Raw genomic sequence first — 6915 nt, 5'->3', positions numbered from 1 at the left:
GACACGGCAGGTCTCGCACGAACAGCAACGCTGATCCGACAGATACGCGACGAGGCGACAAACTCCATTCTTGTAGACAATGGAGACTTCCTCCAGGGCAATCCCATGGGCGATTTCGTCGCCTATGAAAGAGGCATGCGAGAAGGCGATGTTCACCCTGTCATAAAAGGCATGAATGTCCTGAATTTCGACGCTGCAGCCCTCGGTAATCACGAGTTCAACTACGGCCTCGACTTCATGATGAAGGTTCTGGCAGGTGCAAATTTCCCGGTTGTCTGCGCCAACCTCGTCAAGGGGTCTACACTGGCTTCCAACGCGCGCCAGGATCAACTCTTCCTGAAGCCTTACGTGATTGTGGAAAGGGAAATTCAGGACGGTGCCGGCAACGCCCATCCGATCAAGATCGGCTTCATCGGTTTTGTACCGCCGCAAATCATGAACTGGGACCGCCGCCACCTTGAAGGCAGTGCAAACGCCCGCGACATCGTCGAAACGGCAAAGGCATTTGTGCCGGAAATGCGTGAACAAGGCTGCGACCTGGTAATCGCTCTGTCCCATTCCGGCATCGACGCAAACGATTATACGGACGGCATGGAAAACGCCTCTTTGCATCTGGCTGCGATTGACGGCATTGATGCGGTCTTTACCGGTCACCATCACCTGGTTTTCCCCGGACCGGCCTATGAGGGCCTGCCTGGTGTCGACAGCGAGAAAGGCACACTCTTCGGAAAGCCGGCTGCCATGGGCGGCTTTTGGGGATCTCATCTTGGTGTCATCGATCTGATGGTCGAGAGGGATGGCAATGGCTGGCGCGTTGCGAATTTCATGACGGATGCCCGGCCGATTTATGAAAAGGAAGGCCGCAAGGTTACGCCCCTGGTCGAAAGCCAGCAGGACGTCCTGGACGCGGTCAAGGAGGACCACGAAGCAACACTCGCCTATGTCCGACGCCCTGTTGGCAAGACCTCCGCCCCGCTTCATTCCTACTTCGCTCTGGTTGCTGACGATCCGAGTGTTCAAATCGTTTCCAAGGCTCAGACCTGGTACATTGAGCAGATGCTGAGTGGGACGCAGTGGGAAGGCCTGCCCGTTCTTTCAGCCGCCGCGCCCTTCAAGGCTGGCGGCCGCGGTGGTCCCGATTATTATACTGATGTGCCTGTTGGTGATGTCGCCATCAAGAATGTCGCTGATCTCTATCTCTATCCGAACACGGTTCGAGCAGTTGCCATCAAGGGCAGTGCGGTCAAGGAATGGCTGGAACGATCCGCCGGAATTTTCCAGCAGGTGGAACCGGGAAAAGCCGATCAACCGCTGATTAACCCCGAGTTTCCAAGCTACAATTTCGATGTAATCGATGGTGTCTCCTACGAGATCGATTTGAGCCAGCCCTCGAAATACGGCCCGAAAGGCGAACTGATCAATCCGGATGCCAGCCGCATCGTCAATATTCGTTTCAACGGCGAGCCACTTGATCTTGACGCTGAATTCGTTGTTGCGACAAACAATTACCGTGCAGGTGGTGGCGGAAACTTCCCGGGTATCAACGATGATGTCGTGGTCTTTGTCGGCCCCGACACGAACCGGGATGTCCTGGTGCGCTATATCGTCGAGCAGGGCACGATCAATCCGTCCGCGGATGCGAACTGGACCTTCAAACCCATGCCGGACACGACCGTTCTGTTCGAAACCGGACCGGGAGGAACAGACCATGCAGCTTCTGTTGAAGGTGTGAAGATCGAACCTGCCGGGGATGGCGCTGACGGTTTTGCACGTTACCGGATCACGCTTTAAAGATCTGTGCCAACGGCATCAAACAACAAAAAACCTTCCCCGATCAGGGGAAGGTTTGATAGTTTCTCGGTGTCACCGTCTGTGCGGTGAACTGGCCGTTCTTTTTTGGAAATCAGTCGTCGCGATAGACTTTCTCGCGACGTTCATGCGCTTCCTGGGCTTCAATCGACAATGTCGCAATCGGCCGTGCTTCGAGGCGCCGCAAGGAGATCGGTTCGCCGGTCTCTTCGCAATAGCCATAACTCCCATCGGAAATTCGCTCCAAAGCATCATCGATCTTTGAAATCAGCTTCCGTTGACGATCCCGGGCGCGCAGCTCAATTGAGCGGTCTGTTTCAGACGACGCACGGTCGGCAAAATCTGGGTGGTTCTGGCTTTCTTCCTGCAGGTTTGTAAGCGTTTCCGCACTTTCCTTCAGGATCTCTTCTTTCCAAACAAGCAGCTTGTTTCTGAAGTATTCACGCTGCCTGTCATTCATGAACGGCTCGTCGTTCGAGGGTCGATATTCAGAATCAATTTCAACCGTCATCGATAGCTCCGGATTACCGTTAGGCCGGGCGCAATATATAGCCGGTTCCGCCAGCCGACAACGGTTCATTTGTGAAAATTACCGTTACGAAAAGTTTATATCTTTCAGACTGTTGTGCAAGTTTCATTGAGTTTCATGGTAAATTTTAATTGTGCGGAGGATTCACGAATCAGGGAATCGGCCAAGCTTCGCGAGTTCAACCTTTACTCGCAATTCGATTTCCTCGAGCACCGAATCGACGTCGGGATCCCTGCTCGGCGGACGATTTGAAACCTGCTGCGCAAGCATCTCCAATCGATCCTCCGAAACCTGCCCGGCGAGTAGATCAGCACGGATGGCCTCAAGCGCATCCAGCATGGAATGGCCGTGCCTGGTCGCCCGGGAGCGGCGCTCGGCCCGCTCATCGACTTCCTGGAGCGCAAGAAGCGCATCCATACCCTGAATGGCCGCTCCGCCCGCGGTCTGCGAGGATTGGACGACTTCACTTCCCAGGTCCGGCGCAAACTCCTCCGTACCGGAGGGAGAACGCTTTTTGGCGCCCTTCCCTTGCACCCCGGTGATCGGCTTATTGTTCGTTATACGCATTGTTGTTTTCCAGTCCGGCTGAACGCCGTTTCAGTGCCGCCAGTCCACGTTTCGGACTACGGCACGTCAGAATCTGCCGGGAAGGGTAATTCAGACCCCAGTCAGGAGGCAATATTTGCCTGGCTGCAAACACACTTCATTAACTCTATTTGTCGCGATCACGTGAAACTACCTCCAGTTATCCCCACAATCAGTACGGTTTTCCGCCGTTTTGCTAGGAAATCCCAAGCGCATCAGAAATCTGGCACGGCTCTCGCATTACGCAATCCGAATGATTGTAAACCGGCAGGATCAGTCGGATCTGGAAAACGGACCAAAGTGGCGATGCGAAATTTGGGTGGGAAATTTTCAGGGTGGCTTGCAAATCAGACATTGTGTGCTGTTGTTTTCCTCATCGGGCTGGCAACATTTCTAACGCCGGTAGATGCCGCGTCCCGCATTAAGGACATCGCGGATTTCGAAGGCATCCGCGAAAACCAGCTTATCGGATACGGCCTTGTTGTCGGATTGAATGGCACTGGCGACTCGCTCAACAATTCGCCCTTCACCCAGCAGAGCCTGCAGGCAATGTTGGAACGCCTGGGCGTCAACACCCGAAACATCGCCTTGAACACCAACACGGTGGCCGCTGTCATGGTGACTGCAAACCTGCCACCGTTTTCAACTCAAGGCACGCGCATCGACGTAAGTGTCAGCGCGCTTGGTGATGCCGATTCTCTTCAGGGTGGCACGTTGCTGGTAACGCCGCTGGTTGGTGCCGACGGAGAAGTTTATGCGATTGCTCAGGGGTCCGTGGCCATCGGCGGTTTCTCGGCACAAGCCGATGCTGCCTCCGTGGTGCGCGGTGTCCCTACAGCCGGACGAATTGCCAATGGCGGCCTTGTCGAACGCGAACTTGAATTCCAGCTGGCATCCCTGACCACATTACGGCTCGCTTTGCGCAATCCTGATCTGACCACCGCAAGAAGGGTTGCACTTTCCATCAACGAACTGATTGGCATGCCAACTGCTGAACCGCTTGATCCGGCCACTGTGCGCCTCGACCTGCCGCGCCAGTATGACGGCAACATTGTCGACCTCTTGACGGATATTGAACAGCTCATTGTTGAACCCGATCTTGCCGCCCGTATCGTCATCGACGAGAACTCAGGCATAATCGTGATGGGGCAGGATGTGAAAGTGTCGATGGTTGCTGTCGCGCAGGGCAACCTGACGGTGACAATCGCGGAAACACCGCAGGTGTCGCAGCCCCTGCCCTTCGCCAATGGTCAAACCGCCATCGTTCCGCGCTCCGATGTCGCGGTCAATGAAGAAGGTACAAAGCTCGCCATTGTTCCGGAAACGGTAACGTTGAAACAACTGGTTGATGGCTTGAATGCTCTGGGCATCGGCCCGCGGGACATGATCTCGATCCTGCAGGCGATCAAGGCCTCCGGCGCCCTTCAAGCCGATATCGAGGTGCTGTGATGCTGCAATCCGCCACTCCTCCAGTTTCAAGCCAGCCAAATCCACTAGACACGATCCGTGGCATCGACGGCAGCGACAAGACGGCAGCTCGTGAAGCGGCGGAGGAATTTGAAGCAGTGTTCTTGAACACCATGCTCCAGAACATGTTCACCGGGCTTGAGAACGGTGGCACCTGGGGCAGCGGTCATGGGGCGGATGCCTGGCAGAGCCTGCTGATCGACGAATATGCACGTTCCATCTCGGAAGCGGGCGGAATTGGCCTTGCCGACAGTGTCGAACGTGAATTGCTTGCATTGCAAGAGGGGGCCCGATGACTGCACAGCCAAACACAAACACATTTCCATTTTCGTTGGAGCGGCCAAACAGCCCAAACGAAGCCGAGAGTTTCTGCTCTGCCCTTTCAGGCACTATGGAAGCGCTTTTGTCCGTAATTGAAATGGAAACCGATCTTGTGCGAGCCGGCAAGCTAAAGGAAGCCGGTGAACTCCAGGCGGACAAGGCCCGGCTTATCCACGAATACACCCGTGGAATGATGACCGCCAAAGAACATGCGGTTGCGCTCGGCAATCTATCGCCGGCATCGACCCAAAACCTGCGTCGCCAACACAGCGAGTTCCAACCGGTGCTTCGCATCAATCTCGCAGTTCTGGCAACGGCCCGCGATGTGGCCAACAGCATCGTCGCCACTGTAGCGAAAGTAGCGGGTGCCAAGAATGCGGCTGCACCGACCACTTATGGACGCACCGGCGGCGCCCCTACGGGTCCGCAATCTGCGCGTGGCATTGCAGTAAACCAATCCCTGTGAGCGCCAAACCTCAAAGGTAGATATCACAAACAGCAAGGCTCCCTTCACGGGAGCTTTTTTGTTCCGAAACCCAGTGCAGCTTCGACCAGGCCGAAAACGAATCAATTTGAAATACCGGCAACGAGATCAATTCTAATCAATCCGTTAACAAAAGATTCATTCCGTAACGTTATAAACAGTTCTGTACGGGTAGTTGTTTTTAGTAACCCGGAGGAAAAGATGCTGGATACGGGACTGGCCCGGCCGCCATCGCCGACGTACACGGCGATCACGCCGGCTACGCGGGCTCCGGAACGGAACGCCCCCGCAACAAATACGGATCTGCCTGCTGAAGAAACCGTAAGGCCTTCAACAGAGACAAGCAACGGACGCGGTGCCGCCGAGAACGAGCGCGACGGTCAATCGCTGCACGAGAGTGTTTCGCGAAACCTGGATCGTCGCAATATCGTGGACACGGAAAACGATATGGTCGTTTATGTGGCCACCAACACCGACACCGGTGAAGTCGTTCGTCAGGTTCCAAGCGAGACCCTTTTGCGGCTCAGGGCATATACAAAAACGATCGAGTCTCAAAACACCCCCGCCCCTGACCAAAAGATACAGCGAACCATCTGAGTGCAGTTCCGCACACCGGTTCGCTTCGCCCCATCCCTCAAGTCGCCCTACTGCGCATAGCCGTCCACGGCACTTGCACACGCTCGCCCTTGACCATCCCCTTGAGTCAAAAGCAAGAATCCAATGGTCGAAGCGAACAAATTCCAAAGGTTAATTTATATAGTTAACAATAACAGATCTATAAAAACCACTTATTAACCAAATAATTTAACAATAAAAATTTAGAAATACTTTAGGTTAAATTCTGCTAACCAAATATTTTAGGATTCACTACAAGAATAACTGACAGAGTTCGCTCGTCATTCAGGAAGAATGGCTTTTTAGACAGAAGGAACTCTGTAATGGCAGACATCACACTTTCGAGCGCAGTGCGCACGAACCTCAGCTCTCTTCAAGCAACATCTCAATTGATGGGAACTGTTCAAGAACGACTGTCTACCGGTAAAAAAGTAAACTCGGCTCTCGATAACCCGAATTCTTTCTTTACTGCGAAAGGCTTGGAAAACCGTGCAAGCGATCTTTCCACCCTGCTCGACGACATGGGCCAGTCGGTCCAGACCCTGAAGGCAGCAGACAAGGGGATTGAAGCAATCTCCGATCTGGTTGATGCCGCAAAGGCAAAAGCCAACCAGGCACAGCAGACTTCCAGCCAGTCAGAGAGGAACCAGTACGCCAAGGAATATAACGAGCTGCTCACGCAGATCGAGGATCTGGCTAAGGATGCTGGTTACGGTGGCAAGAACCTGCTCGGTGGCACAGGTAACGATCTTTCCGTCACTTTCAACGAAGACGGTACTTCTTCCCTGTCGATCTCGTCGGTTGATTACACGGACACGACCCTTTCCACGGGCCTGAACCTCTCCGATCTGACTGAAGCAACGTCTGGCACCTCGGCGATCACACTGACAAATGGCACGGCTACCACTGCCCTGACCGGTGGCAGCCTACTAACTGCGGATGACGAGTTCTCCGCAGGTGACACGCTGACCTTCACCGATGCAAACGGCACCGAAATCAGCACACTCGAAATCACTGCAACGACAACTGTCGACGATCTCGAAGCTGCCATCGATGCCATTGATGGTTCCAGCGCGGCCCTGTCCGGTGACACACTGACCGTCAC

8 protein-coding genes are annotated in these 6915 nt (G+C 54.4%); 6 read left to right on the top strand and 2 right to left on the bottom strand.

Going from position 1 to position 6915, the window contains the following annotated elements; all coding sequences use genetic code 11:
• On the top strand, window positions 1-1791 hold a 1791-nt coding region (locus tag K5905_RS23470; protein ID WP_297588470.1), incomplete at its 5' end, for a bifunctional 2',3'-cyclic-nucleotide 2'-phosphodiesterase/3'-nucleotidase.
• A 112-nt stretch (window positions 1792-1903) separates the two neighbouring features.
• On the opposite strand, the gene dksA is transcribed toward K5905_RS23470, so the two are convergent.
• Both dksA and K5905_RS23460 read right to left on the bottom strand, forming a co-directional pair.
• Window positions 1904-2320 carry an RNA polymerase-binding protein DksA gene (dksA, locus tag K5905_RS23465; RefSeq protein ID WP_297588466.1) on the bottom strand — a complete coding sequence of 139 codons (417 nt, stop codon included), beginning with the start codon at window positions 2318-2320 and terminating at the stop codon, window positions 1904-1906.
• Window positions 2321-2482: 162 nt separating this feature from the next.
• Complete coding sequence (locus tag K5905_RS23460; RefSeq protein WP_297588465.1) at window positions 2483-2905, bottom strand: flagellar assembly protein FliX; 423 nt, start codon at window positions 2903-2905, stop codon at window positions 2483-2485.
• A 324-nt stretch (window positions 2906-3229) separates the two neighbouring features.
• On the opposite strand from K5905_RS23460, the gene K5905_RS23455 reads away from it, so the two are divergent.
• The 5 genes from K5905_RS23455 to K5905_RS23435 form a co-directional block, all read left to right on the top strand.
• Window positions 3230-4372 carry a flagellar basal body P-ring protein FlgI gene (locus K5905_RS23455; protein ID WP_297588472.1) on the top strand — a complete coding sequence of 381 codons (1143 nt, stop codon included), beginning with the start codon at window positions 3230-3232 and terminating at the stop codon, window positions 4370-4372.
• On the top strand, window positions 4372-4686 hold the full coding sequence (locus tag K5905_RS23450; RefSeq protein ID WP_297588463.1) for a rod-binding protein: 315 nt from the start codon (window positions 4372-4374) through the stop codon (window positions 4684-4686). The genes K5905_RS23455 and K5905_RS23450 overlap by 1 nt, the downstream gene beginning before the upstream one ends.
• Window positions 4683-5177, top strand: a complete 495-nt coding sequence (locus K5905_RS23445; RefSeq protein ID WP_297588460.1) for a flagellar protein FlgN — start codon at window positions 4683-4685, stop codon at window positions 5175-5177. The genes K5905_RS23450 and K5905_RS23445 overlap by 4 nt, the downstream gene beginning before the upstream one ends.
• A 219-nt stretch (window positions 5178-5396) precedes the next feature.
• Complete coding sequence (locus K5905_RS23440; RefSeq protein WP_297588458.1) at window positions 5397-5792, top strand: flagellar protein FlaG; 396 nt, start codon at window positions 5397-5399, stop codon at window positions 5790-5792.
• Window positions 5793-6133: 341 nt separating this feature from the next.
• The coding region (locus tag K5905_RS23435; protein WP_297588456.1) for a flagellin at window positions 6134-6915 on the top strand (782 nt) is incomplete at its 3' end.

Origin of the sequence: Roseibium sp., assembly GCF_025698965.1 — a bacterium.
Lineage (GTDB): Bacteria > Pseudomonadota > Alphaproteobacteria > Rhizobiales > Stappiaceae > Roseibium.
This window is presented reverse-complemented; position numbering and strand designations above follow the sequence as displayed.

Coding starts and splice junctions, on each gene's coding strand:
- dksA (WP_297588466.1), bottom strand. CDS start 2,320: ATGACGGTTGAAATTGATTCTGAATATCGACCCTCGAACGACGAGCCG.
- K5905_RS23440 (WP_297588458.1), top strand. CDS start 5,397: ATGCTGGATACGGGACTGGCCCGGCCGCCATCGCCGACGTACACGGCG.
- K5905_RS23455 (WP_297588472.1), top strand. CDS start 3,230: ATGCGAAATTTGGGTGGGAAATTTTCAGGGTGGCTTGCAAATCAGACA.
- K5905_RS23460 (WP_297588465.1), bottom strand. CDS start 2,905: ATGCGTATAACGAACAATAAGCCGATCACCGGGGTGCAAGGGAAGGGC.
- K5905_RS23445 (WP_297588460.1), top strand. CDS start 4,683: ATGACTGCACAGCCAAACACAAACACATTTCCATTTTCGTTGGAGCGG.
- K5905_RS23450 (WP_297588463.1), top strand. CDS start 4,372: ATGCTGCAATCCGCCACTCCTCCAGTTTCAAGCCAGCCAAATCCACTA.